This window comes from Conexibacter sp. CPCC 206217, assembly GCF_030646165.1.
Taxonomy (GTDB): domain Bacteria; phylum Actinomycetota; class Thermoleophilia; order Solirubrobacterales; family Solirubrobacteraceae; genus Conexibacter.
This window is the reverse complement of the sequence record NZ_JAUTDO010000008.1, coordinates 150,584-176,262: the sequence shown is the minus strand read 5'-3', so window position 1 is coordinate 176,262 and position 25,679 is coordinate 150,584. Positions and strand designations below refer to the sequence as shown.

Genomic DNA, 25,679 nt, shown 5'->3' with positions numbered 1-25,679 from the left:
GGCGCGCCCGCGGGCGCGCATGCGAGGTCGCGCCGATGAGCCTGCACGAGCTGACCGACGAGCAGCGCGAGGTGCGGGCGCTCGCGCGCCGCTTCGCCGACGAGGCGATCGCCCCGCACGCGGCCGAGTGGGACCGCTCGCACACGTTCCCGAAGGCCGTCTTCGCGCAGCTCGGCGAGCTGGGGCTGATGGGCGCGTGCGTGCCGGAGGCGCACGGCGGCGCCGGCACCGACTTCCTCTCCTACGTGCTCGCGTTGGAGGAGCTGGCGCGCGCCGACGGCGGCGTCGCGGTCACGGTCGCGGTCCACACCTCCGCCGCGACGCTCCCGCTGCTGGCCCACGGCACGCCCGAGCAGATCGACCGCTGGGTCCCGCCGCTGGCGCAGGGCCACGAGCTGGGCGCGTTCGCGCTGACCGAGCCCGAGGCCGGGTCCGATGCCGGGGCGCTGCGGACGCGGGCGGATGCAGACGGCCTCGTCACCGGCTCCAAGCAGTTCATCACGACCGGCTCACACGCTCACCTGCTGATCGTCTTCGCGCGCGACGAGGCGGCGAACGGGGCGATCTCCGCGTTCGTCGTGCGCCGGCCCGCGGCGGGGCTCGCGGTCGCGCGCGAGGAGGAGAAGATGGGACTGAACTCCTCCTCGACCGCGGCGCTGACGTTCGAACGCACGCCCGGAGAGCTGCTCGGCGCGCGCGGGGCCGGGATGCGGATCGCGCTGGGGACGCTCGACGGCGGCCGGATCGGGATCGCCGCGCAGGCGGTCGGGATCGCCCAGGCCGCGCTCGACGTCGCGACCGCGTACGCGAAGGAGCGGGTCGCGTTCGGCGGCCCGATCGCGCGCTTCGGCGCGATCCAGGAGAAGCTCGCGGAGATGCAGACGGAGATCGAGGCGGCGCGCGCGCTGACCTGGCGCGCCGCGCGTCTGAAGCAGGCCGGCCACCCGCACACGGTCGAGGGCGCGCAGGCGAAGCTGTTCGCCTCCCGCGTCGCGCGCCACTGGACCGGCGAGGCGATCCAGATCCTCGGCGGCTACGGCTACACCCGCGAGTTCCCCGCCGAGCGCTACTACCGCGACGCGAAGGTGACCGAGATCTACGAGGGTACGAGCGAGATCCAGCGGCTGGTGATCGCGCGGGCGCTGCTCGGCGCCGCTGCCCGGAACCCGGGCGCTCAGCGCCGCTGATCGGCCAGCGCGGCGGAGGTGCGCGCGAGCGCCGCCTCGGCGCGCGGCTCGTCGCGCAGGGCGACGGCGACGAGGAGGGCGTCGAGGACGGCGACGTGGGCGAGGCGGCTGGTCAGCGACGCGAAGCGCGGGGAGGCGGAGCGGGCGCCGGCGACGAGCACGTGGTCGGTCAGCTCGGTCAGCGGGGAGCGCGAGTAGCTCGTTATCGCGGCGGTCGTGGCACCGGCGTCGGTGGCGGCGGTGAGGGCGGCGAGCGTGCCGCGCGTGGAGCCGCTGTGGGAGATCGCGAGGCAGACGTCCTCGCGGCCCAGCAGCGCGGCGGCGATCAGCTGGCCGGGCGCGTCGGACGGCGCGGCGGCGCGCACGCCGATCGAGCGCAGCCGCTGCGCGGCGTCCTGCGCCAGCGGCGCCGAGGAGCCGGCGCCGACCAGCAGCACGCTGTGCGCCTCCGTCAGCCGCTTGGCCGTCGCGTCGAACGCGTCGCGCTGGACGGTCGCGGCGGTGTCGCGCAGCATCTCGACCCCGCGCCAGACGACCGCGCCGAGCACGTCGGTGACGCGCTCGCGGTCGTCGTCGCCGTCGACGCCGCGCCTGTCGGCGCCCGCGCCGCGTGCGCCGCCCGCGCCGACGACCGTCCCCATCCCCCGTGCGCCAGCCGCGCCGCCGCCGGCGAAGCCGCCCGCCCACGGTCCGTCCGGCCCGGCGCCGCGGTGCTCGACCGCGGTCTCCTGCGCCAGCACGAGCTTGAGGTCGTGGTAGCCGCGCAGCCCGAGCCCCTGGCAGAAGCGCACGACGCTCGACTTCGCCGTCCCGGCCGCGTCGGCCAACTCGGTGACCGACCAGAACACGACCGCGCCCGGCTGTGCCAGCACGACGTCGGCGACCTTGCGATCGGAGGTCCCGAGCGTGGGCAGCTGCGCACGCAGGTGCGGCAAGAGCGGACGCGGAATGCTCGCCATCACGCGACCACTCTCCCGGTCCGCGGTTCCCGCGGTGTTGCGAAAGAGTGAACAGGATTCCGGTTAGGGGTCCGGCTCCGCGACTTCGAGGCGACCAGGGTCGAGACGATCGATCTCTGGCGCGCGGAGTAGCGACCTCCGGCACTTCTTGGTCGCTGAGCGACCAAGAAGTGCCGGTGGTCGGCCGCGTCAGGCCCCGTCGCGCTCCGCTTCCAGCTTGCGGGCGTTGCGAGCGAGGACTTCGGTGGCGGCGGTGGCGGGGTCGAGGCGGCGGGCGACGACCTCGTCGAGCAGCTCCTGGACCGCCGGGTCGGAGCGGATCGAGGCCTCGAGCTGGCGGCGCATGCGGGCGGAGGCGATCGCGACGACCTCGTTCATCAGGTTGCGGCGGCGGCGTTCCAGCAGCGTGCCCTCGCCGCGGATGTACTCGCGGTGCTTCTCCAGCTGCTCGACCAGCTCGTCGATCCCGATCCCCGACGCCGCCTGCGTCTTGACGATCGGGACGCGCCAGCCGCTCTGCGACCCGAGCGACAGGACGCCGCGGATCTCGCGCACCATGGTGTCGGTCAGCGGGTGATCGGCCTTGTTGACGACGATGATGTCGGGGATCTCCATGACGCCCGCCTTCAGCGCCTGGATCGAGTCGCCGGAGCCCGGCATCAGCGCCAGCACGACCGTGTCGGCATGGTCGATCACGTCGACCTCCGCCTGCCCCACGCCGACCGTCTCGACGAAGACCACCTCGCGTCCCGCCGCGTCCATCAGCAGCGCCGCCTGCAGCGCCGCCTCCGAGAGACCGCCGAGCGCGCCGCGGTTGGCCATCGAGCGGATGAAGACGCCCGGGTCGAGGAAGTGCTCGGTCAGGCGGATGCGGTCGCCCAGCAGCGCGCCGTGGGTGAACGGCGACGACGGGTCGATCGACAGCACGCCGACCGTCCGGCCGCGCGCGCGCTCGGCCTTCGTCAGCGCGCCCAGCAGCGTCGACTTGCCGACGCCGGGCGGACCCGTGAAGCCGACGACCGCGGCTCTGCCCGTGTGCGGATAGACCTCTCTGACGAGCGCCCAGCCCTCGGGGCGATCGTCCTCCACGAGCGTGATCGCGCGGGCCAGGGCGCGCTTGTCCCCGTCCAGCAGGCGCTCGGCGAGCGATCGTTGATCCGGCGTCATGCGACCGCGGATGATGGCAGGCGGATCCCGAACAGCGACCCGATCGACGAGCGCGATCGGACCGGCCGCGAGCGCGCCTTCCCGCCTGCATGTCATCGCGCCGACCAGCCGACGTGGAACTCGCAGTGGCCGGCACGCATTAGCATGCGCAGCGATGGAACCCGTCATGACGCCGCCCGAGGTGGAGGCTGCGCCGCTGCACTGGCGTGAGGCGCCGCCGCCGCTGTCGGGAGGGCCGCGCAGACTGCTGCGCTTCATGCGCCGCAACCACATGCTCAACCGCCACTACGCGGTGCTGCTGCTGCGCTGGGCGTGGTTGAAGCTGCGTTGGCGCGGGCGCCTGCAGACCGACGGGATTGCGTTCGTCTGCCCCGACGTCACGTTCGAGATCGGCAAGGACGCGCGGGTCGTGCTCGGGCGCTGGTCGTGGATCGGCCACGGCACGAAGATCCGCGTGCACGAGGGCGAGGTGACGATCGGGGCGAAGTCTGTGCTCGGGCAGGAGTGCACGATCTCGGCCTACCAGCACGTCTCGATCGGGCGCGAGTGCATCGTCGCCGACCGCGTGATGCTGATCGACTTCGACCACGGCGCCGCCGAGGTCGAGCGGCCGATACGGCTGCAGGGGATCTACAAGCGCGACGTGCGCGTCGGGCACAACGTGTGGGTCGGCTACGGCGCCTGCCTGCTGCGCGGCGTCACGGTCGGCGACAACGCGATCGTCGGGACGCTGTCGGTCGTCACGAGAGACGTGGCGGCCAACGACGTCGTCGGCGGCGCGCCCGCGCGCAGGCTGCGCAGACGCCCCGCGCCGAGAACGCTGCGGTGGGGATGAGCGCGTCGATCGGCTGAACGGCGCCGCGCCCTGCGCGGACGTTCAAGGGAAACAGGCGGGAAGATCGTCCGACGAGCGGGCGCGGCGACGGTCGTACGGTCGGCTGCGTGCGAAGAATGCTTCTGGCGGTCCCGTTCGCGCTGCTGCTGCTCGTGCCGACGACGCCGGCGAGCGCGGGCTCGATCGCCTACCTCGACGAGGGCGGCCTCTGGCTCGCCTACCCGAACGGCACCGGGCAGCGACGCGTCACCGGCGACGGCGGCTACACGTCCGTGTCGCAGGCCGACGACGGCACGCTTCGCGCTGACGAGACCGACCGGCGAGTTCGCCGACCCCTCCTTCGCCCCTCGACGGGTCGCAGCTCCTCGGCCCCCGGGCGATCAGACGAGACCGGTCGACAGAGGCACGCCTCCGCCGGCCGTCGTGAGAGCGCCGCGGCTGGCCGCCGCCGGCAGACTGCCGTCGCTGAGAACGCTCGCGAGACGACGCGTGCTGACGGTGAGCCTCGCCTGCGACGGTGCCTGCAGCGCGAAGGTGAGCGCGACGGTCACGAGAGCGGTCGCGCAGAAACTGCATACCGCGAAGTCAGGGCGTGCTCGCGGCCGCGAGTGCAAGCGGGAGCGGTCGCGTGACGGTGAAGCTGACGTTCACGGGCGGCGTTGCGGCTGCGCTGGCGCGACAGAAGCGCGTCGCCGTGACGATCTCCGGCACCGCCAAGTACGCCGGCAAGACCGCGCCGCTGCGGTTGGGGGTGACGTTGAAGCGGTAGCTGAGGCGGCGCGGCGCTGACCGCGCACGGGCGGCGCGCAGGAGCGAGACCGCGCCGGTGAGCGGCGGGCAGTCAGCGGGCGAGCCGCTCGACCGCCCGCCGCCTGAGGTCCTGCGCCAGCAGGGTCAGCCAGCGGCGGTCGGCGGCGCGGGCGGCGCGGCGGGAGCGGTGGCGGTCGGCCGATTCCCAGACGTCGTGGCGCGGTGGCCGGCCGGCGGCGGCGAGCACGTTGATCGCGCGCGCGGCGATCTCGACCTGGCCGAGCGCGGTCGGGTGGACGGTGTCGGGCAGCACGAAGCGGCGGCCGGCGAGGTCGTCGAGCGCGACCACCAGCGCGCCCTGCTCGCCCGCCACCCGCCGCACGATCGCCGCCGCCTCCAGCGACTTCGGCGCGCAGGTCGGGCGGCCGAGATCGGCCGGCGGAGTCAGGAGGAGGAGGCGGCCGGCGTTCGCTCGCCCGGGAGCGGCACGATCGGCCGGCGCGACGAGCGATGCGCCCGCAGCCTGCGCAAGCGCCGTCAGCGACCGCTCGTACGCCGCCGCGTCCCAGTCGAGCGAACGGGCGTCGTTGACGCCGACGTAGAGCGCCGCGACGTCGTACGGGCCGGCGAGGCGCGGGGCCAGATCGCGCAGGACGTCCTCGGCGCGGGCGCCGTCGCGGGCGAGCTTCGTGAACGGCAGCTCCAGCGCCTCCGCGACCCACTGCGCCCACGACAGCGCCGGCACCCCGAGCCACGGCTCGCCGCGGCCGTTGGTGATGCTGTCGCCGAGCGCGACCAAGCCGCGTCGCAGCGCGGCCGCGCTGGCGTCGCGCGCGGCGTGCGCGGCCGGCCGACCTGCGGCGCTCGCGCTCGCCGCGCCCGGCCGATCCGCGTCGCCGACGCTCGCCGCAACCGCGTCGCTCACGACTCGCGCCCCGCCTCCCGCGTCACCGCCGCCAGCCGCGCCGCCAGCTCCTCCGTCAACTGCCCCTCCTCCAGCTGGAAGCGCCACGATCTGCCGATCGAGCCGGGGACGTTCATGCGGGCTTCGCTGCCGAGGCCCACCACGTCCTGCGCCTGCAGCATGCAGAGCCTCGCGGGCGAGCGCTGGGCGAGGCGGATCAGCGACCACCACGGCTCCGGCTCCTCGAAGCCGGCCGACGCGACGGCCGCATCGACCTCGGCACGGCGGTCCGCCGAGAGCGTCTCCCACCAGCCGCGCAGCGTGTCGTTGTCGTGCGTTCCGGTGTAGAGGACCTGATCTTCTCTGTGGTTCTCCAGCCGATGCGGGCCGCGCGGGTCATCGGGGTCGAAGCCGAACTGCAGGACCGCCATGCCGGGCAGTCCGAGCCCGTCGCGCAGGCGCTGCACCGCCGGGGTGATGACGCCGAGATCCTCGGCGATCAGCGGCAGCACACCGGGCACAGGTGCGTCGCCCGCGAGAGCGGACGCCTCGCCGGCGGGGCCGCCCCCCAACTCCCGCGTCACCGCGTCGAACACCGCCCGCCCCGGCCCCCGCGCCCACACGCCGTGCGACGCGTCGGGCGCGTCCTGCGGGACCGCCCAATACGCGACGAAGCCGCGGAAATGGTCCAACCGGACCATGTCGAAGTGGGCGAGCGTGCGGCGCAACCGCTCGACCCACCAGCGGTAGCCGGTCCGCTGGAGCGCCGGCCAGTCGTAGACCGGATTGCCCCACAGCTGGCCCGTCGGCGCGTACGCGTCCGGCGGGGCGCCCGACACGACGCCGTGGCGGAACAGGCGCGGGTGGGCGCGGTGGTCGGCGCCGTCGGGGGCGACGTAGATCGGCACGTCGCCGATCAGGCCGACGCCGCGCTCGCGCGCATACGACCGCAGGGCGCTCCACTCGCGCTCGAAGCGGACCTGGTCCGCGACCGCGCCAGGACCCGCGAACCGCTCCCAGTCGTCGACCCAGTACGCCTGCGACACGCGAAAGGAAACCTCCTCCTCAGCGCTCACCGGCGCGTCGGGCGAGGCAAGCAGCCCCGGCCACTGCGCGAACGCCGACGCCGACTTGTACGGCGAGCGGTATCTGTCGGGCGGGCCGAGCGGCAGCATCTGCCACCACGACTGCCCGGCCGCCTGCAGCCAGTCGACGAACGCGTACGCGGACGGGCCGAGACGGCCTCCGGGCAGCGAGGTTATGTGCAGTTGGATACCGCTGGTTCGTGAAGATCTCATTGCCGGACAGGTTGGATGAGGGCGGATGCGGTTAGCGTGGTTGCGTGCCCAGCTCCGCATCCTCTCAATCGCCGCCGCCTCGCATCCGCATCGAGCACGAGGCGCCCACCGTCGACAGTGGTCGCCATCCCGTCAAACGGACGCTGGGCGACGTGCTGCAGGTCAGCGCCGACGTCTTCCGCGACGGCCACGAGCAGCTGCGCGCCGTCGCGCGCTACCGCTCGCCCGCGGACCGCAGATGGCGCGAGGCGCCGCTGCTGCCGGTCGACGCGCACGAGGACGGCGTCCGCTGGGAGGGCGAGTTCGCGCTCGCCGGCCAGCTCGGCCGGTGGCGCTGGCAGGTGCTCGCCTGGGTCGACCGCTTCGCCTCCTGGGCCGAGGAGCTGGAGCGCAAGCTCGACGCCGGCCAGCAGGACCTCAGCGGCGAGCTGTCGGAGGGCGTGCTGGTGCTGCGCGACGCCGCGGCGCAGATGAGAGGCGCCGCCAGAAGGCGCGTCCTGACGGCCGCCGACGCACTCGCGGCCGAGCGCGCGGACCCGCGCCTGGCGCTCGATCCCGACCTCGCCGCCGTGCTCGCCCAGTTCCCCGACCGCAGCGAACTGGCGAAGGGCGAGGAGCTGGCGATCCAGGTCGATCCCGTGCTGGCTCGCTTCGGCGCCTGGTACGAGCTGTTCCCACGTTCATGGGGCGGCCTGCCCGGCACGATCGAGCAGGTACCGCGCCTGGCCGAGCTGGGCTTCGACGTGCTCTACCTGCCGCCGATCCACCCGATCGGCGTCAGAAACCGCAAGGGCCGCAACAACACGCTCGTCGCCGGCCCCGACGACCCCGGCAGCGTCTACGCGATCGGCAGCCCCGACGGCGGCCACACGGCCGTCGATCCGAACATCGGCACGCTCGACGACGTCGACCGGCTCGTCGCCAGGCTCGACGAGCACGGGATGAAGCTGGCGCTCGACTTCGCGATCCAGTGCTCGGCCGACCACCCGTGGCTGAGCGAGCACCCGCAGTGGTTCAACCGCCGCCCCGACGGGACGCTGAAGTACGCCGAGAACCCGCCGAAGAAGTACCAGGACATCTACAACTTCGACTTCGACTGCGCCGACTGGAGAGGGCTCTGGCAAGCGCTGCTGGCGATCGTGCGCTTCTGGATCGGCCACGGCGTGCGCGTCTTCCGCGTCGACAACCCGCACACGAAGCCGCTGCCGTTCTGGGAGTGGCTGCTGGCGGAGGTGCGGCGGACCGATCCCGACGTGATCTTCCTCGCGGAGGCGTTCACGCGGCGGCGGATGATGCAGGCGCTGGCGAAGGTCGGCTTCCAGCAGTGCTACACGTACTTCACCTGGAAGAACGCGCGCTGGGAGCTGACGGAGTACTTCGGCGAGCTGGCGCACTCCGGCGAGCAGGAGTACTTCCGCCCCAACGCGTTCGTCAACACGCCCGACATCCTGACCGAGTACCTGCAGGTCGGCGGGCCCAACGCCTTCCCGGTGCGGCTGCTGCTGGCGGCGACGCTGTCGCCCAGCTACGGCGTCTACTCCGGCTTCGAGAGCTTCGAGCACACGCCCGTCAGACAGGGCAGCGAGGAGTACCTCGACTCGGAGAAGTACGAGCTGCGCGAGCGCGCGCTCGACGGGCCGCTGCTGGAGCTGATCGGCCAGCTCAACCGCGCCCGCCGCGACAATCCGGCGCTGCAGCGTTTGGAGAGCCTGCGCTTTCTGGAGACGCACAACGAGGCGCTCGTCGCCTACCTCAAGCGCGACGGCGACAACGTCGTCGTGACCGTCGTCAACATCGACTTCGACAACCCCCAGGAGGGGCTCGTGGAGCTGCCATGGGACCTCGGCCTGCCGGCCGAGTTCACCGTCACCGACCTCGTCAGCGTCGAGCGCTTCGACTGGCGCACGGGCGGCAACTACGTCCGGCTCGTGCCCGGCGAGCGCGCCGGCCACGTGCTGCGGGTGGACACCTCCTCATGAGCGCGCCAGATGCTGCGACCAGAGGTCTCGCATTCGGCCGCAAGAGCTCGCCTGGCGGCTCGTTCCTGCGGGCGGAGGCAACCTCATGAGCGCTGAGCCGACGCCTCCCTCCGCGCCGCCGCCCGGCAGCCGCGCCGCCTACACCCCGTCGCACTGGTTCGAGAGCGATCCGCTCTGGTTCAAGACCTCGGTCTTCTACGAGATCCACCTGCGCGGCTTCTTCGACGCCAACGCCGACGGCTCCGGCGACGTGCGCGGTCTGACGGAGAAGCTCGACTACCTGCAGTGGCTGGGGATCGACTGCATCTGGCTGCTGCCGATGTACGCCTCCCCGCTGCGCGACGGCGGCTACGACATCGCCGACTTCTACGCCGTCCATCCGGATTACGGCACGATAGAGGACGTGCGCACGCTGATCGACGCCGCGCACGAGCGCGGGATGCGGATCATCGCCGACCTCGTGATGAACCACACCTCCAGCGAGCACGAGTGGTTCCAGCGCGCGCGCAGAGCGCCCGCCGGCTCGCCCGAGCGCGACTGGTACGTCTGGTCCGACACCGACGAGCGCTACTCCGAGGCGCGCATCATCTTCGTCGACACGGAGCCGTCGAACTGGACCTGGGACCCGGTCGCCGGCGCCTACTACTGGCACCGCTTCTTCAGTCACCAGCCGGACCTCAACTACGACAACCCGGCCGTGCAGGAGGCGATGCTCGACGCGCTGCGCTTCTGGCTCGACCTCGGCCTCGACGGCTTCCGCCTCGACGCCGTCCCGTACCTGTTCGAGCGCGACGGCACCAACGGCGAGAACCTGCCCGAGACGCACGCCTTCCTCAGACGCGTGCGCAAGGAGGTCGACGCCGCCTACCCGGATCGCGTGCTGCTGGCGGAGGCGAACCAGTGGCCGTCGGACGTCGTCGAGTACTTCGGCGACGGCGACGAGTGCCACATGGCGTTCCACTTCCCCGTCATGCCGCGGATGTTCATGTCGCTGCGGCGCGAGGACGCGACGCCGATGTACGAGATCTTGGAGCAGACGCCCGACATCCCCGGCAACTGCCAGTGGGGTCTGTTCCTGCGCAACCACGACGAGCTGACGCTCGAGATGGTGACCGACGAGGAACGCGACTACATGTATGCGGAGTACGCGAAGGATCCGCGCATGAAGCTCAACCTCGGGATCCGCCGCCGGCTGGCGCCGCTGCTGGACAACGGCCGCGACGAGATCGAGCTGATGACGGCGATCATGTTCTCGCTGCCCGGCAGTCCGGTGCTCTATTACGGCGACGAGATCGGCATGGGCGACAACGTCTACCTCGGCGACCGCGACGGCGTCCGCACGCCGATGCAGTGGACCGGGGACCGCAACGGCGGCTTCTCGCGCGCGGACTTCGCGCAGCTGTACGCGCCGCCGCTGATGGACCCCGTCTACGGCTACCAGGCCGTCAACGTCGAGGCCCAGTTGCGCACGCCGACCTCGCTGCTGCGATGGTTGAAGCGCTTCATCGCGCTGCGCAAGGAGCATCCGGTCTTCGGCGTCGGCACGTACGAGCCGCTGTCGCCCTCCAACACGAAGGTGTTCGCCCACATCCGCCGGTACGAGAACGACATCGCGCTCTGCGTCCACAACCTCGCGCGCAGCGCGCAGGCGGTCGAGCTGGACCTGTCGGCCTTCGAGGGGCGCTGGCCCGAGGAGATGTTCGGGCGCACCAGATTCCCTCGCATCGGCGAGCTGCCGTACCTGCTGACGCTCGCCCCGCGCGGCTTCTTCTGGTTCCTGCTGCGCGGCGAGGACGACGGCGACGCGGCCGGCGCGGGCGGTGGCGACGCGACCGTTGCGATCGGCACCGGCGACGCGGGTACGAACCATGGCGATGACGACGAACGGAAGGACTCGTCCGATGCTGCCTGATCTGCACGAGCTGGACGAGCGACTGCTGGCCGAATGGCTGGCCGAACGACGCTGGTTCGGCGCGAAGTCGCGCGAGCTGGCGCAGGTCCGCGTGCTCGACACGATCGTGCTGCACGACGGGCCGCCGCCGCTGGCGCTGGCGATCGTCGAGGCGCGCTTCCCCGGCGGCACGCACGACCTCTACCAGCTGCTGCTGGCCGCGCGGCCGGCGGGCGAGGGCTGGGAGCGCGGCGTCGTGCAGCAGCTCGGCGAGGCGACCGTCTACGACGCGCTCGTCGACCCGCAGGCGATCGACGGGCTGTCGGCGATGCTGCGCGAGCAGGCGTCGGTCGGCGACGAGTCGCGCGTCGCGTTCCGATGGCTCGACGACACCAGCGCCCCGCCGCTCGGCGACCCGCCGGCGCGGCCGATGGGCGCCGAGCAGTCGAACTCGTCGGTCGTGCTCGACGAGCGGCTGGTGCTGAAGGCGTTTCGCAGACTCGAGCCGGGCGAGAACCCGGAGCTGGAGATGGTGCGCTTCCTGACCGCGCACGGCTTCCCGCACATCGCGCAGCTGGGCGGCTGGTACGAGTACGCCGGCGAGGTGATGGACGCGACGCTCGGCGTCGCGCAGCGGCTCGTACAGGGCGGGATCGACGGCTGGGAGCTGGTGCTCGACGGTCTCGCCGACGAGCCGGCCGCGCTGCTCACCCGATTGCGCGACCTCGGCGCCGTCGTCGGCGCGATGCACAGCGTGCTCGCGTCCGACATGAACGACCCCGCGTTCGCGCCCGAGGAGGCGAGCGAGGAGGCGCTGCCGCTGATGACGGCGACGATCGACGAGCAGATCGAGCGGCTGTTCCTCGACCTGCCCGGCGACGACGAGCGACTCGCGTCGATCGCCGGCCGCGGCGAGGAGGCGCGCGACCGGCTGCGGCTCGTCTCGCACCTCGGCGGCGTCGGGCGGCTGATCCGCCACCACGGCGACTTCCACCTCGGCCAGACGCTGCTCGTGCCCGGCCGCGACGGCGTCGCGGACTCGTGGGTGCTGCTCGACTTCGAGGGCGAGCCGGCGCGCGCGCTGCGCGACCGGCGCCGCAAGGGCTCGCCGCTGAGAGACGTCGCGGGCCTGCTGCGCTCGCTCGCGTACGCCGTCTTCGCGGCCAGGCTGCAGCGCGGCGTCGAGGTCGACGAGGCGTGGGAGCAGCAGGCGCGGGAGGCGTTCCTGGAGGGCTACCTCGCCGCCGTCGAGCCCACGCTGCTGCCGCCGAGCACCGCCGCGACGCAGACGCTGCTGTCGATCTTCGAGCTGGAGAAGGCCGTCTACGAGCTGCGCTACGAGCTCGACCACCGACCCGACTGGGTGCCGATCCCCGCCGCGGCGATCGCGCGCCTGCTGGAGGAGCCGATCCAATGACACTGCTCCGTCCCGACACCTTCGACGCGGACCTCGCCGCGCTGCTGGCGCGCGACCTGCGCGACCCGCACCGGCTGCTGGGCGCGCACCCGGCCGGCCCAGACGGCGGCGTCGTCGTGCGCGCGTGGCGGCCGGACGCGCTGCACGTGGCCGTCCACCCCGACGGCGGTGAGCCGGTCGAGCTGCAGCGGGTCCACGTCGCCGGCCTGTTCGAGGGCGTCGTCCCGGGCGCGGAGCTGCCGCTCAGATACGGCCTCGCGGTCGACTACGGCGAGCACGGCGCGTTCCCGGTCGACGATCCGTACCGCCACGCGCCGACGCTCGGCGAACTGGACGAGCACCTGCTGGCGGAGGGGCGTCACGAGCGCCTCTACGAGCGGCTCGGCGCGCACGTGCGCACGCTCGACGGCGTCGAGGGCACCGCGTTCGCGGTCTGGGCGCCGAACGCGCGCTCGGTCAGCGTCGTCGGCGACTTCGACGGCTGGGACGGGCGCCTGCATCCGATGCGCGGGCTCGGCTCCTCCGGCGTCTGGGAGCTGTTCGTGCCCGGCGTCAGGAGCGGCGACCGCTACAAGTTCGAGATCCGCGGCGCCGGCGGCGAGCTGGTGCTGCACGCCGACCCGTTCGCGTTCGCCGCCGACATTCCGCCGGAGACGAACTCGATCGTGCACGCGACCGACCACGCCTGGCGCGACGCCGACTGGCTGACGCGCCGCGCCGAGGCCGACCAGCTCGCGATCCCGACCTCGATCTACGAGGTCCACCTGCCGTCGTGGCGGCGGCGACCGGAGGAGGGCGACCGGATGCTCTCCTACCGCGAGCTCGCGGACGAGCTGGCCGACTACGTGGTGGAGATGGGCTTCACCCACGTCGAGCTGCTGCCGGTGATGGCGCACCCGTTCCCCGGCTCCTGGGGCTACCAGGTCACCTCCTACTTCGCCCCCACCCCGCGCCACGGCACGCCGGACGACTTTCGCGAGTTCGTCGACCGGATGCACGAGCGCGGCGTCGGCGTGCTGCTCGACTGGGTCCCCGCGCACTTCCCGCGCGACGTCTGGGCGCTCGCGCGCTTCGACGGCACCGCGCTGTTCGAGCACTCCGACCCGCGCCGCGGCGCGCACCCGGACTGGGGCACGCTGATCTTCAACTTCGGCCGCACCGAGGTGAAGAACTTCCTGCTCGCGAGCGCGCTCTTCTGGGCGCGCGAGTTCCATGTCGACGGCCTGCGCGTCGACGCGGTCGCGAGCATGCTCTACCTCGACTACTCGCGCGAGGAGGGCGAGTGGGTGCCGAACGAGTTCGGCGGGCGCGAGGACCTCGAGGCGGTCCAGTTCCTGAAGGAGATGAACGAGCTGCTGTACGGCAGCGTGCCCGGCGTGATGACCGCGGCGGAGGAGTCGACCTCGTGGCCGGCCGTCTCGCGCCCGACCTACGTCGGCGGGCTCGGCTTCGGCTTCAAGTGGAACATGGGCTGGATGCACGACACGCTCGAATACTTCAAGCAGGATCCGGTGTATCGGCGCTACCACCACCACGAGCTGACGTTCGCGATGCACTACGCCTTCAGCGAGAACTTCGTGCTGCCGCTGAGCCACGACGAGGTCGTGCACGGCAAGGGCTCGCTGCTGTCGAAGATGCCCGGCGACCGCTGGCAGCAGCTCGCCAACCTGCGCGCGCTGTACGGCTTCATGTGGGCGCACCCGGGCAAGCAGCTGCTGTTCATGGGCCAGGAGTTCGCGCAGGAGCAGGAGTGGAGCCACGAGCGCTCGCTCGACTGGCACCTGCTGGAGCAGGACGGGCATCGCGGGGTGCAGAGCGTCGTGCGCGATCTGAACCACGTGTACCGGGATCGGCCCGCGCTGTGGGAGGTCGACTTCGAGCCCGCTGGATTCTGGTGGCTGGAGCCCAACGACGCCGAGCGCAACGTGATCGCGTTCGCGCGCGGCGGGAGGCTGGATCCGGCCGATCCGCGCTCTGGCGACACGCGCGACCTGCTCGTCTGCGTCGCGAACCTGTCGCCGATCCCGCGCGAGACCTACCGCGTCGGGCTGCCGCGCGGCGGCCGCTGGGTCGAGGCGCTCAACACCGACGCGGCCGAATACGGCGGCGCGGGCATCGGCAACGGCGACGGCGTCTTCGCCGAGGGCGTCCCGTGGCACGGCCAGCCGCATTCGGCCGAGCTGGTGCTGCCGCCGCTTGGCGTCGTCTGGCTCGTGCCGGAAGGGACCGACTCTTGACGACGGCGTATCCGTGGGAGCGGCGCCACGGCGCGACGCCGCTGGGCGACGGGACAGTCGAGTTCCGGGTGTGGGCGCCGGAGCGCAGCCCTCAGCTGGAGCTGCGCGGCGAGCGCCACCCGCTCGCGCCCGAGGAGGCCGGCTTCTGGTCGGTCACCCTGGCGGCCGCGCACGGCGACGACTACCGCTTCGTGCTCGACGGCGACGCGCTGCCCGATCCCGCCACGCGCTGGCAGCCGGACGGGCTGCGCGGGAGCTCGCGGGTCGTCGACCCGCGGCGGCTCGCACGCGGCGCCGGCGCTTGGCACGGCGTCGACCCCGACGGGCTCGTGCTGTACGAGCTGCACGTCGGCACGTTCACCGCCGAGGGCACGTTCGACGCCGCGATCCCGCAGCTCGCCGGGCTTGCCGAGCTGGGCGTGACCGCGATCGAGCTGATGCCGGTCGCCGAGTTCCCCGGCCACCACGGCTGGGGCTACGACGGCGTCTACATCTCCGCCGCGCAGTCGAGCTACGGCGGTCCGGAGGGGCTCGCTCGCCTCGTCGCGGCCGCCCACGACGCCGGCCTCGGCGTGATCCTCGACGCCGTCTACAACCACCTCGGCGCCTCCGGCGTGAAGGCGATGGAGGCGTTCGGCCCCTACTTCACCGCCAAGCACGAGACGTGGTGGGGCAAGGCGATCAACTACGACGACGAGCAGTGCGATCCGGTCCGCGAATGGGTGCTGCAGAGTGCCGAGGGCTGGGTCCGCGACTTCGGCATCGACGGCCTGCGCCTGGACGCGATCCACGCGATCTACGACGACTCCGCCCGCCCGATCGTCAGCGAGATCGCGGCGCGGGTGCATGCCGCGGGCGCCGAGCGCGCCGCCGCCGTCGCCGCCGCGCGCGCCGCATCGGGCGACGGCGCGACCGTCGCGCCGCCGCACGCGCCGATCGTGATCGCCGAGAGCGCGCTCAACGATCCGAAGGTGATCCGCCCGCAGCGGCTCGGCGGCTGGGGCTGCGACGCGCAGTGGGCCGACGAGTTCCACCACGCGATCCGCGTCGTGCTGACCGGCGAGCGCGAGGGCTACTACGCCGACTTCGGCGAGCTGGCGCAGATCGCGAAGGCGTTCCAGCGCCCGTTCGTCTTCGACGGCGACTACTCGCCCTCGCGCAGACGCCGTTTCGGCGCTCCCGCGCTGGACCGGCCGGCACGCCAGTTCGTCGTCTTCAGCGCCAACCACGACCAGGTCGGCAACCGCGCGTTCGGCGATCGGCTGCCGCGCGAAGTGCGACCGCTCGCCGCCTTCTGCGTGCTTCTGGCACCGTTCACCCCCATGCTTTTCATGGGCGAGGAATACGGAGAGGACGCACCGTTCCTCTTCTTCAGCGACCACATCGACGCGGAGATCGCGATCGCGACGAGAGAGGGACGCCGTCGCGAGTTCGCCGCGTTCGCCGCCTTCAGCGGCGAAGAAGTACCCGATCCACAGGCCCTCGCGACGTTCGAGCGCTCGAAGCTGACGCGCGCCGCGGACCCCGAGCTGGCGCAGCTCTACCGCGACCTGCTGCGCACGCGCCGCGAGCTGGGCCAGGACGACGTCGACGCGGTCGAACTGGATCCGCTGACCGGCTGCCTGCGCGTGCACCGCGGCGAGCACACGCTGCTGATGAACTTCGGCGCGGTGCCCGCGACGGTGCCGGCCGGCGGCGACGCCGCGCGGCTGGTGCTCGCGACGCACCCGGGCGCGACCGAGCTGCGTGCGAACGCGGCGGTGCAAGCGGCTGACGCGAGTGCCGACGACGACGCCGAGGTCGGCGCGGCCGTCGAGCTCCCCGCCCTCTCGGGCGCCCTGGTGAGCGCCCGATGAGCGCCTACGAGCTGTGGCTCGGCGAGCCGTTCCCGCTCGGCGCGACGTGGGACGGGGAGGGCGTCAACTTCGCGATCTTCTCCGAGTACGCGCAGCGGATCTTCCTCTGCCTGTTCGACGAGGACGGCCGTGAGACGCGGCTGGAGCTGGAGCACGTCAGAGCACACCACTGGCACTGCTACGTGCCGGGGATCGGGCCCGGCCAGCGCTACGGCTACCGCGTCCACGGACCGTACGACCCCAGAAGCGGCCACCGCTTCAACCCCGCCAAGCTGCTGATCGACCCCTACGCGAAGGCGATCGAGGGTGGCGTCGGCTGGGACAAGGCGAACACGCTGCCGTACGTGCCCGGCGGTGCCGACGTGCCCGACGACGCCGACATGGAGCGCGACGACGAGGACTCCGCGCCGGCGATCCCGAAGTCGGTCGTCGTGGACGCCTCGTTCGACTGGGAGGGCGACCACCCGCCGAGGAACTCCTGGCACGACACGGTCATCTACGAGACCCACGTCAGAGGCTTCACGATGACGCACCCGGAGGTGCGCGAGGACCTGCGCGGCACCTACGCCGGGCTCGCCTCCGAGGCGGCGCTGGGGTACCTCAAGGAGCTGGGCGTCACCGCCGTCGAGCTGCTGCCGATCCACCACATCGTGGACGAGAGCTTCCTGTTCGACAAGGGCCTGACCAACTACTGGGGCTACAGCTCGATCGGCTACTTCGCCCCCCACGCCGCCTACGCCGCGACCGGCCAGCACGGCGAGCAGGTGCGCGAGTTCAAGGGGATGGTGAAGGCGCTGCACAGAGCGGGAATCGAGGTGATCCTCGACGTCGTCTACAACCACACCGCCGAGGGCAACCACCTCGGGCCGATGCTGTCGTTCAAGGGCGTCGACAACCGCACGTACTACCGGCTCGTGCCGGAGGACCTGCGTCACTACATGGACTACACCGGCACGGGCAACACGCTCGACGCGCGCCAGCCGGCCGTCCTGCGCCTGCTGATGGACTCGCTGCGCTACTTCGTCTCCGAGTGCCATGTCGACGGCTTCCGCTTCGACCTCGCCAGCGCCCTGGCGCGCGAGCTGTACGACGTCGACCGCCTGTCGGCGTTCTTCGACACGATCCACCAGGACCCGATCCTCAGCCAGGTGAAGCTGATCGCGGAGCCGTGGGACGTCGGCCCCGGCGGCTACCAGGTCGGCAACTTCCCGGTCCTGTGGAGCGAGTGGAACGGGATCTACCGCGACACGATGCGCGACTTCTGGCGCGGTGCGGCCGGCGTCGCGGACTTCGCGCAGCGCTTCAGCGGCTCCGCCGACCTGTACGAGGCCGACGGCCGCGACCCGTTCGCGTCGATCAACTTCGTCACCGCGCACGACGGCTTCACGCTGCGCGATCTCGTCACCTACAACGAGAAGCACAACGAGGCGAACCTCGAGAGCAACCGCGACGGGACCGACGACAACCGCTCCTGGAACTGCGGCATCGAGGGCGAGACCGACGACCCGACGATCGCCAGACTGCGCCGTCGTCAGCAGCGCAACCTGCTGACGACGCTGGTGCTGTCGCAGGGCGTGCCGATGCTGCTCGGCGGCGACGAGCTGGGCCGCACGCAGGGCGGCAACAACAACGCCTGGTGCCAGGACAACGAGATCTCCTGGTACGACTGGAGCCTGCTCGAAGACCGCAGAGAGCAGGTCGCGTTCACGCGGCGGCTGATCGAGCTGCGCCGCAACCACCCGATCTTCCGCCGCCACGACTTCCTGCGCGGCGCGGATCCGGAGGGCGACAGGCTCCCCGACGTGTGGTGGTTCCGGCCCGACGGCCACCGCATGACGCAGCGCGACTGGGACGCGCCCGAGAGCCTCGTGCTGGGGGTCTTCCTCAACGGCGAGGCGACCGCGACGCGCACGATCAGAAACGAGCGGATCCTCGACGACTCGTTCCTGCTGCTGTTCAACGCCCATCACGACGACGCGACGTTCACGCTGCCGGCGGCCGCGTACGGCGGCGCCTGGACGCACGAGCTGTGCACCTACGAGGCGAGAATCGTGCCCGGCGAAGGCCGCTTCGAGGCGCGCAGCGAGCTGCTGGTGCGGTCGCGCTCGTTGAAGGTCCTGCGGCGGATCGCATGAGCGTCGAGGGGGTCGGGTTTCGATGAGCGTCCCGCGCGCGGTCTACCGCCTGCAGCTGTCGCCGCAGTTGAACTTCGCCGCGGTGGCGGAGCTGGTCCCGTACCTGCGCGATCTGGGCGTCTCGCATCTCTACCTCTCCCCCTCGCTGCAGGCGCGCAGCGGCTCGACGCACGGCTACGACGTCGTCGACCCGTCGCGCGTCAGCGAGCCGCTGGGCGGCGAGGAGGGACTGCGCTCGCTGGCGGCGGCCGGCCTCGGGATCGTGCTCGACATCGTGCCCAACCACATGGGCGTCGGCGACGAGAACCCGTGGTGGACGGACGAGTCGCTGCGGCCGAAGTACTTCGACTACGACCCGGCCGACGGCTGGTACCGGCGCTTCTTCGACATCGACGACCTCGTCGGGCTGCGCGTCGAGGACCCGGACGTGTTCGCCGCGACGCACGGCAAGATCCTGCAACTGGTGCGCGAGGGCGTGATCGACGGCCTGCGCGTCGACCACCCCGACGGGCTCGCCGACCCGGCCGCGTACCTGCGCCGGCTGCGCGACGAGGGCGCGCAGCATGTCTGGGTCGAGAAGATCCTCAGCCTCGACGCGCCCGCCGAGCAGCTGCCCGACTGGCCGGTCGAGGGGACCGTCGGCTACGAGTTCCTCAACGATGCGACGGCGCTGTTCGTCGACCCCGCGGGCGAGGCGGTGCTGACGCGGCTGGCGGCCGAGGTCACGGGCGAGTCGCGACCGTTCCACGAGATCGCGCTCGAAGCCCAGGTGCTGCTGGCGACGACGACGTTCGCGCGCGAGATCGCGCGGCTGCGGACGCAGCTGGACGAGCCGGGGATCGCGGACGCGATGGCGGCCCTGCCGCGCTATCGGACGTATGTGGAGCCGGCCACCGGCCCTGCGTCCGTGAGCGACGACGACCGCGCCGCGATCGCCGCGGCGGACATGTCCGAGCGGCTGCAGCGCGTGCTGACGCTGCAGGAGCGCGGCCACGACGAGTTCGTCACGCGCTTTCAGCAGACCTCGCCGCCGGTGACCGCGAAGGGCATCGAGGACACCGCCTTCTACCGCGACATGCGGCTGACCGCTTTGAACGAGGTCGGCGGCGAGCCGGCCCGCTTCTCGCTCACCGTCGCCGACTTCCACGCCGCCAACGCGCTGCGCGCGCGCCGCTTCCCGCACAACCTGCTGGAGACGCAGACGCACGACACGAAGCGCTCCGGCGACGTGCGCGCGCGGATCGGCGCGCTCGCGGGGATGGCCGAGGAGTGGCGGGAGCGAGTGCTCGCCTGGCGCGAGCTGACCGCCGACCTGCGCGCCGACGGGATCCCCGACGCGACCGAGGAGTACCTGATCTACCAGACGCTGGCGGGTGCCTGGCCGATCTCCGCCGAGCGGCTCGGCGGCTACCTCGTGAAGGCGCTGCGCGAGGGCAAGCGCACGAGCAGCTGGGCGGAGCCCGACGAGCGCCACGAGGCGCGTACGGTCGAGTTCGCGACCGCGCTGCTGACGCACCGCCCGTTCCTCGACGACTTCGAGCCGTTCCTGGAGCGGGTCGTGGCCGAGGGGCGTCGTTCGGCGCTCGCGCAACTGCTGCTGAAGCTGACGGTCCCGGGCGTGCCGGACGTGTACCAGGGCGACGAGCTGGAGGCGCTCAGCCTCGTCGACCCCGACAACCGCCGGCCGGTCGACTGGGAGCTGCGGCGCAGACTGCTCGCTTCGCTGCGCGACGGCGCGGAGGCGACCGACGAGACGCGCAAGCTCGACCTGATCGTGCGGGCGCTGGCGCTGCGCGAGCGGCGGCCCGCGAGCTTCACCGGCGGGTCGTATCTGCCGCTTGAGGCGGGACCGGGCGTGTGCGCCTTCGCGCGCGGCGATGACGCGATCGTGGTCGTCGGCGTGCGCGCCTGGGACGACGCGGTGCTGACGCTCCCACCCGCCCTGTTCGGCTCCTGGCGCAGCGTCCTCGCCGACCGCGGCGGGTTCGCACTGGACGCCGAGACGCGGGTCGACGACCTGGTAGACGCGTACGGGCTGGCGTTGCTCGAGCGCGATTCGTAGCCGCGGCGCCGCGACGGCGCGCGGCACGGTGCGGCGCGGCGCGCCGTCGGCGCGTCAGTCGCGTTCGCGCTGCAGCCGCTCGGCGAGCGCCAGCACGAGCTGCGCCTCGTCCGGCGTGATGCGGTCGGTCAGGTGACGACGGACGGCGTCGGCGTGGACCGGAAGTGCCGCGTCGAGCGCACGGCGGCCGGCCGGCGTGATCGCGACCGCGGTCCCCGGCCCGTCTCTGCGTGCGCGGCGCGTGACGAGGTCGCGCGCCTGCATCCGCGTCAGATGACGTGAGAGCCGGCTCTTGGACCAGCGCATCGAATCCGCCAACTGCTGCTGAGCGAGCCGTCCGCCGCCGCCGAGCTTGACGAGCCGGTCGAGCACGCCGAAGTCGGGCTCGGACAGGTCCGTCGCCGCGGCGACGTCGTGCACGACCCGCGCGCGCACCCGCTCGCCGGCGTTCTTCCAGGCGTGCCAGAGGCGCAGCTCGTCGGGCGTGAGCGGTTCGGTCATGTGAGCGGAAGCATAGCGACGGGTTTACATGACAACCACGCGCTATAGTGGTTTACATGGAAACCAACCGCCCAGATCAACCGGTCGCGCTCGTGACCGGCGCCAACAAGGGAATCGGCAAGGCGATCGCACAGGGCCTCGCCCGTACCGGAATGACCGTCCTGCTCGGCTCGCGCGATCAGGCCCGCGGGGCGGCGGCCGCCGCCGAGCTGACCGCGGACGCGCGCGGAGCGACCGCCGACGACGACTCGCGCGGTGCAGCCCACCGAACGGCCGGCGACGTCGCCGTCGTCCCGCTGCAGCTCGACGTCACCGACCAGCACTCGGTCGACGCCGCCGCGGCGTTCGTCGCGGAGCGCTTCGGCCGCCTCGACGTGCTCGTCAACAACGCCGGCACCGCGGTCCGCACGAGCGCCGCCGACGCCACCGCCGACGACTTTCGCGTCGTCTACGAGACGAACGTCTTCGGCGTCGTCGCCGTCACCCACGCGCTGCTGCCGCTGCTGCTCGCGGCGCGCGCGCCGCGGATCGTCAACGTCTCCAGCCTGCGCGGATCGCTCGGCGACGAGGGGGCCTTCGTGGGACGACCGTCGATGCCGTACTCCAGTTCGAAGACGGCGCTGAACGCGATCACCGTCCACTACGCGCGCGATCTGGCGAGCACCGCGATCAAGGTCAACGCCGCGGCACCGGGTCACGTCGCGACCGACTTCAACGGCTTCCGCGGAGTCCGGACGCCCGAGCAGGGCGCGCGCATCGCGATCAGGCTGGCGACGCTGCCCGACGACGGACCGACGGGCGGCTTCTTCGACGACGACGGACCGGTGACGTGGTGAGCGCGGCGTCCCGCCGCGGCGCCGTCGCAACCGCGGCGACGTGGGCCGTGACACCGACGCGAGACCGATCCGACACTGACGGATCGCGGCGGCCGGCGTACGGTGCGCCGCACGATGGGATTCCTGAAGAACGTCGCGCTGGCATTCAAGCCGTCGAACTTCATGCGCGGGATCGACGCCGCACGCAACGGGGTCGACCAGGCGCAGATCGAGGCGAGCCTTGCGTCGCTGACGCCCGAGCAGCGCGCCGCATACGACGCGAACATGGCGCAGGTCGAGCAGGGCCGCGCGGCGTCACAGGCCGCGTGGGAGGAGGCGAAGCGGATCTCCGAGCAGACGCGCGTGCTGGAGGGACCGGCGGGCAGATACGTCCACGGCGCCGGCATCGGCGACTTCGCCTCGCCCGCCGAGATCGAGGCGAGCATGATGCAGCAGGGAACGCTCCCGGTCGTCAGAGAGCTGCGCGCGCAGCGCAAGGGCGAGTTCAAGCAGGCGCTGCGGCAGTCGTTCGGGATCCAGGAGGTCAAGCAGGTCTCCGACCCCGTCGAGCGCGCCCGCCTCGCCGCCGAGGAGCGCCGCGCGCGCGACCTGATCCGCGCCCCGTTCGCCGCGCCCGACGCGGTCCCGACGGCGATCAGCCGGATCGCGACGCGCGGCGAGACGCAGCTCGCCGAGCTGCTCGCGTACCTGCGGGAATCGGGCCTCGCCGCCCGCCCCGACCTGATCTTCGGCGTCTACCGCGTCCCGGACCGGATCAGCGGGCCGGTGACGCCGTACTCGGAGCGCGGCCGCGTGGTCGAGTGGGACGTGGTGCATGCGGCGGGGGCGGCGGGAGGTCCCTCCGCCGCGCCGCTCGTCGCCACCTCCTTCCGCGGCGAGGATCGCTGGGTCGCGCGGCGGCTCGGAGAGCCGTCGGTGCTCGACGAGGATCTCGCGCTCGCGTTCTGCCTCGCGGCGGGGATCGGGCCGGAGCGGTGCGCCGGGCTCGCGCGCATCTCCGAGTTCCGTGCGCTGAAGGGCAGCGGCAGCGACGACAGCGCCGGCGAGCTGGTGACGCTCGTGAAGGGGATCGTCGCGCTGCATCCGCAGGAGTCCTCGGGCACGTTCGCGCGGATGCGCGACGCCGCCCCGGTCGCGCTCGCGCCCGACCAGCTCGCCGACGCGGGCATCCACGTCGAGGTGCTCAACTGGGAGGCGATCGGCCGCGCCGTCCACCTGAAGGTCCACCACCCGCCGCCGGTGCCGTCGCCGTTCCCCTACCTGCCGGCGACGCCGCAGGAGCTGCTGCGGGCGTACCTGGAGGTCGTCGGGCTGCGGCCGCAGGACAGCTACAGCGCGCAGGCGACGGTCGATCGCCCGAGCCCCCTGGTCCAGGGCGGCTTCATGTCGACCAACGTCGGCCCCAAGCAGCCGTGCGCCGACGGGAAGGACCGGATGCGCACGCACGGCTGCCAGCACGTCGTGTTCGTCTACCGCGACCGGCCCGAGTACGCCGCCGGACGCGAGCGCTGGGCCGCCTACGAGTCGGAGATCCTGCAGGCGCGCCTCGGCAACGGCCTCGGCCTGCGCCCGCCGCTGGCCGCGGTCGACGACGACCTCGCCGGCCTGCCCGCGATCGTCCGCCCCGTCGCCCGCGTCGCCGAGCTGATCGACCGATTGGACGCGTGGGGCGGCGAGACCGTCCCGCCCCATCGCTACTGCTGGCCGGCGATCGACCAGGGATGATCGTCGACGACCCGTTCGGCAGTCGCCCGACGGTCCGCCGCCACGGCTGGATCCGGTTGCTGCTCGGCGTCGTCCTGCTCGTCGGCGGGATCGGTGCGACGGTCGCGGGGATCGTGCAGGCGATCGAGGCGCGCGACCGGATCGAGAGCCGGGCGGTCGCGCGCGGGACGGTCCGCGACGGGCTGCGCGGCGCGGTCGCGTTCGACGTGCCGAACGGCGAGCGGCGCCGTTACTCCGTCTACCTGCTGCTGAAGGGCGGACTCGTGCGCAACTCCGAGAACGACGACCTCGTCGCACGCGACACCGGCTGCGTCGCGTCGATGCCCGACGGCGTGCTGACGAGATTCAGCGGCTCGCGCCAGACGGTCTCCACGACGCTCGGCAACGCCGTCTCCGTCGGCACGTTCACGTCGCAGCCGGGGCGCGTCAGCATCGTCTGCGGCTACGTCGCCGGCACGCGCCGCTCCGAGCGGATACGGCCGGACGGCGTCCCCTACGTCGTGACCGAGGGCGGCCCGAGCTGGACCGGCAGCGGCGTGCTCACGATCATCGCCGGCGTCACCGCCGGCGTCCTCGGCGGCTTCCTGTTCGGCTGGGGCTGGCGTGGGCGCCGGCGGGTGGTGTGGAGCTAGACCGCGAGCCCCGGCCGCAGCTCGCCGCCGCGCAGCAGCTCGCCGTAGACGTCGCGTGTCTGGCGCGCGATGTCGGCCCAGTCGAAGCGCAGCACGTGCTCGCTCGCCTCGGCGATCAGGCGCTCACGCAGCGGGTCGTCGGACAGCACGCGCTCCATCATCGTCGCCAGCGATCTGGGGTCGCGCGAGCGGAAGCGCAGGCCGACCTCCTCGTTGGGCACGACCTCGCGCAGGCCGCCGGTGTCGGCGACGATCGTCGGGCAGCCGGACGCCATCGCCTCCAGCGCCACCAGCCCGAACGGCTCGTAGATGCTCGGCACCACCGTCAGATCGGCGATGCGGTAGAGCGAGTGCAGCATGTCGTCGCCGATCCAGCCCATGAAGGTGCCGTGTCTGCGCAGGCCGAGTCTCGCCGCCTGTCTTCTCAGCTCTCGCTCGGCGGTGCCGGAGCCGGCGACGAGGAAGCGTACGTCGCCGAGCCGCTCGATCACGCCCGGCAGCGCCTCCAGCGCGATCTGGAAGCCCTTCTCGTAGACGAGCCGGCCGACCAGCAGCACGAGCCGCTCGTGCGGAGCGGCGAATCTCGCGCGCAGCGCGTCGAGGTCCTCGACCGCCTGCAGGTCGAGCGGGTCGATCCCGTTCGGGATCACCGCGACCGAGGCGTCGTCGAGCGCGTAGACGTCGGTGACGTGATCGCGCATGTAGTGCGAGCAGGTGATCACGGCGTCCGCGCTGCGCGCCATCCACGTCTCGACCGCGTGGATGTGCGACTGCGGGTGTCTGTCGACCCAGCCCTGATGACGGCCGTACTCCGTTGCGTGGATCGTCACGACCCATGGGCAGCCGAGTGCCTTCGCAAGCTCCTCCCCCGCCGCCGCGACGAGCCAGTCGTGCCCGTGCACGAGATCGAACCTGAGCCGCTCGCCCAGCTCCAGCCCGGCGGTGACCATGTCGCCGTTCATCTGCTCGATCCAGGTCAGGAACTCGTCGAGGTCGCGCGGCTTTCTCGGCTCGCGCAGACGGTGGACGTGGACCCCGGCGACCTCCTCGTGAGCGCGCATCCGCACCTGTCCGCGCGTCAGCACGTGCACCTCGACGTCGTGGCGCACGAGCTGCTCGGACAGCTTGCGCACGTGCCGGGCGAGGCCGCCCTCGACCAGCGGCGGGTACTCCCAGGAGAGGATGAGGACGCGAGTGGTGGCCATGCCGGAACTTGGCTCGCCGGCCAGGACCGGCGCCCGCGCCGCAGTGTAGTGCAGCGCCCGACATCTCACGCCGTCCGCGGTGCGACGGACAGGGTGAGAGCAG

Annotated in this window: 19 protein-coding genes; 13 read left to right on the top strand and 6 right to left on the bottom strand. The window is 72.4% G+C overall.

Annotated features, from left to right (window positions below):
- The first annotated feature begins 35 nt into the window (after positions 1-35).
- Positions 36-1,187 carry an acyl-CoA dehydrogenase family protein gene (locus Q7L65_RS21760; RefSeq protein WP_304724463.1) on the top strand — a complete coding sequence of 384 codons (1,152 nt, stop codon included), beginning with the start codon at positions 36-38 and terminating at the stop codon, positions 1,185-1,187.
- Here Q7L65_RS21760 and Q7L65_RS21755 read toward each other — a convergent pair.
- Positions 1,175-2,146 carry a MurR/RpiR family transcriptional regulator gene (locus Q7L65_RS21755; RefSeq protein ID WP_304724460.1) on the bottom strand — a complete coding sequence of 324 codons (972 nt, stop codon included), beginning with the start codon at positions 2,144-2,146 and terminating at the stop codon, positions 1,175-1,177. The genes Q7L65_RS21760 and Q7L65_RS21755 overlap by 13 nt on opposite strands.
- A gap of 189 nt (positions 2,147-2,335) precedes the next feature.
- On the bottom strand, positions 2,336-3,313 hold the full coding sequence (meaB, locus tag Q7L65_RS21750; RefSeq protein ID WP_304724458.1) for a methylmalonyl Co-A mutase-associated GTPase MeaB: 978 nt from the start codon (positions 3,311-3,313) through the stop codon (positions 2,336-2,338).
- 154 nt (positions 3,314-3,467) lie between these two features.
- On the opposite strand from meaB, the gene Q7L65_RS21745 reads away from it, so the two are divergent.
- Together Q7L65_RS21745 and Q7L65_RS21740 are read left to right on the top strand one after the other, a co-directional pair.
- A complete protein-coding gene (locus Q7L65_RS21745) occupies positions 3,468-4,148 on the top strand; it encodes an acyltransferase (protein ID WP_304724456.1) in 681 nt (226 codons plus the stop codon).
- Between the two features lie 628 nt (positions 4,149-4,776).
- Positions 4,777-4,917: a hypothetical protein gene (locus tag Q7L65_RS21740; protein ID WP_304724454.1), complete on the top strand. Its 141-nt coding sequence runs from the start codon at positions 4,777-4,779 to the stop codon at positions 4,915-4,917.
- Positions 4,918-4,989: 72 nt separating this feature from the next.
- Here the strand turns inward: Q7L65_RS21740 and Q7L65_RS21735 are convergent, their stop codons facing one another.
- Positions 4,990-5,823: a GDSL-type esterase/lipase family protein gene (locus Q7L65_RS21735; RefSeq protein WP_304724451.1), complete on the bottom strand. Its 834-nt coding sequence runs from the start codon at positions 5,821-5,823 to the stop codon at positions 4,990-4,992.
- Positions 5,820-7,100, bottom strand: coding sequence for a 4-alpha-glucanotransferase (locus Q7L65_RS21730; protein WP_304724449.1), 1,281 nt, complete (start codon positions 7,098-7,100; stop codon positions 5,820-5,822). Before Q7L65_RS21730 ends, Q7L65_RS21735 begins: the two co-directional genes overlap by 4 nt.
- Positions 7,101-7,144: 44 nt before the next feature.
- Between Q7L65_RS21730 and Q7L65_RS21725 the strand changes: the two genes are divergently transcribed.
- From Q7L65_RS21725 to treY, 7 genes are all read left to right on the top strand, one after another.
- Complete coding sequence (locus Q7L65_RS21725; RefSeq protein WP_304724446.1) at positions 7,145-9,079, top strand: alpha-1,4-glucan--maltose-1-phosphate maltosyltransferase; 1,935 nt, start codon at positions 7,145-7,147, stop codon at positions 9,077-9,079.
- An 85-nt stretch (positions 9,080-9,164) separates the two neighbouring features.
- Positions 9,165-10,991 (top strand): maltose alpha-D-glucosyltransferase, encoded by a 1,827-nt coding sequence (treS, locus tag Q7L65_RS21720; protein ID WP_304724445.1) that lies wholly within the window; start codon positions 9,165-9,167, stop codon positions 10,989-10,991.
- On the top strand, positions 10,981-12,387 hold the full coding sequence (locus Q7L65_RS21715) for a hypothetical protein (protein ID WP_304724443.1): 1,407 nt from the start codon (positions 10,981-10,983) through the stop codon (positions 12,385-12,387). Before treS ends, Q7L65_RS21715 begins: the two co-directional genes overlap by 11 nt.
- Positions 12,384-14,624 carry a 1,4-alpha-glucan branching protein GlgB gene (glgB, locus tag Q7L65_RS21710; RefSeq protein ID WP_304724441.1) on the top strand — a complete coding sequence of 747 codons (2,241 nt, stop codon included), beginning with the start codon at positions 12,384-12,386 and terminating at the stop codon, positions 14,622-14,624. Before Q7L65_RS21715 ends, glgB begins: the two co-directional genes overlap by 4 nt.
- Positions 14,621-16,480 carry a malto-oligosyltrehalose trehalohydrolase gene (treZ, locus tag Q7L65_RS21705; RefSeq protein WP_304724439.1) on the top strand — a complete coding sequence of 620 codons (1,860 nt, stop codon included), beginning with the start codon at positions 14,621-14,623 and terminating at the stop codon, positions 16,478-16,480. The genes glgB and treZ overlap by 4 nt, the downstream gene beginning before the upstream one ends.
- Positions 16,477-18,615: a glycogen debranching protein GlgX gene (gene glgX / locus Q7L65_RS21700; RefSeq protein ID WP_304724437.1), complete on the top strand. Its 2,139-nt coding sequence runs from the start codon at positions 16,477-16,479 to the stop codon at positions 18,613-18,615. The genes treZ and glgX overlap by 4 nt, the downstream gene beginning before the upstream one ends.
- A 22-nt stretch (positions 18,616-18,637) precedes the next feature.
- Complete coding sequence (gene treY / locus Q7L65_RS21695; RefSeq protein ID WP_304724435.1) at positions 18,638-20,677, top strand: malto-oligosyltrehalose synthase; 2,040 nt, start codon at positions 18,638-18,640, stop codon at positions 20,675-20,677.
- Between the two features lie 54 nt (positions 20,678-20,731).
- Here treY and Q7L65_RS21690 read toward each other — a convergent pair whose 3' ends face one another.
- A complete protein-coding gene (locus tag Q7L65_RS21690) occupies positions 20,732-21,178 on the bottom strand; it encodes a MarR family winged helix-turn-helix transcriptional regulator (RefSeq protein WP_304724433.1) in 447 nt (148 codons plus the stop codon).
- Between the two features lie 56 nt (positions 21,179-21,234).
- Here Q7L65_RS21690 and Q7L65_RS21685 point away from each other — a divergent pair, with 56 nt between their 5' ends.
- The 3 genes from Q7L65_RS21685 to Q7L65_RS21675 all read left to right on the top strand — a co-directional run bounded on the left by Q7L65_RS21685 (position 21,235) and on the right by Q7L65_RS21675 (position 24,371).
- The gene (locus Q7L65_RS21685) at positions 21,235-22,014 is read left to right on the top strand and encodes an SDR family NAD(P)-dependent oxidoreductase (RefSeq protein ID WP_304724431.1); all 780 of its coding nucleotides are present in this window, start codon (positions 21,235-21,237) and stop codon (positions 22,012-22,014) included.
- 114 nt (positions 22,015-22,128) lie between these two features.
- Positions 22,129-23,739, top strand: coding sequence for a hypothetical protein (locus Q7L65_RS21680; RefSeq protein ID WP_304724430.1), 1,611 nt, complete (start codon positions 22,129-22,131; stop codon positions 23,737-23,739).
- The gene (locus Q7L65_RS21675; RefSeq protein WP_304724428.1) at positions 23,736-24,371 is read left to right on the top strand and encodes a hypothetical protein; all 636 of its coding nucleotides are present in this window, start codon (positions 23,736-23,738) and stop codon (positions 24,369-24,371) included. The genes Q7L65_RS21680 and Q7L65_RS21675 overlap by 4 nt, the downstream gene beginning before the upstream one ends.
- On the opposite strand, the gene Q7L65_RS21670 is transcribed toward Q7L65_RS21675, so the two are convergent.
- The gene (locus Q7L65_RS21670; RefSeq protein WP_304724426.1) at positions 24,368-25,576 is read right to left on the bottom strand and encodes a glycosyltransferase family 4 protein; all 1,209 of its coding nucleotides are present in this window, start codon (positions 25,574-25,576) and stop codon (positions 24,368-24,370) included. The two genes, Q7L65_RS21675 and Q7L65_RS21670, sit on opposite strands and share 4 nt — an antisense overlap.
- Positions 25,577-25,679: the final 103 nt, after the last annotated feature.